Annotated in this window: 1 pseudogene; it reads right to left on the bottom strand. The window is 44.7% G+C overall.

Going from position 1 to position 347, the window contains the following annotated elements:
- Positions 1 to 347, bottom strand: a pseudogene (locus FAY32_RS14765) (MSCRAMM family adhesin SdrC); the annotation flags it as partial.

Here is a 347-nt window from a genome sequence, read left to right as displayed (position 1 = left end):
ACTTCGATTTTGGAAAGTGAATCGGCTTCGACGAGTGAGTCTGAATCGATTTTGACTAGCGAATCCGAATCTCTTTCAACAGCTGAGAGTGAATCGACCTCGATTCTAGAAAGTGAATCGGCTTCGACGAGTGAGTCTGAATCGATTTTGACTAGTGAATCCGAATCTCTTTCAACAGCGGAAAGCGAATCGACTTCGATCCTAGAAAGCGAGTCAGCTTCGACGAGTGAGTCCGAATCGATTTTGACTAGTGAATCCGAATCTGTCTCTACAGCCGAGAGTGAATCAACTTCGATTTTGGAAAGTGAATCGGCTTCGACGAGTGAGTCTGAATCGATTTTGACTAG

It is taken from the genome of Levilactobacillus enshiensis (assembly GCF_007115095.1).
GTDB classification, from domain to species: Bacteria; Bacillota; Bacilli; order Lactobacillales; family Lactobacillaceae; genus Levilactobacillus; species Levilactobacillus enshiensis.
The sequence above is the reverse complement of the archived record's forward strand: the minus strand, read 5'-3'. Positions and strand labels throughout refer to the sequence as shown.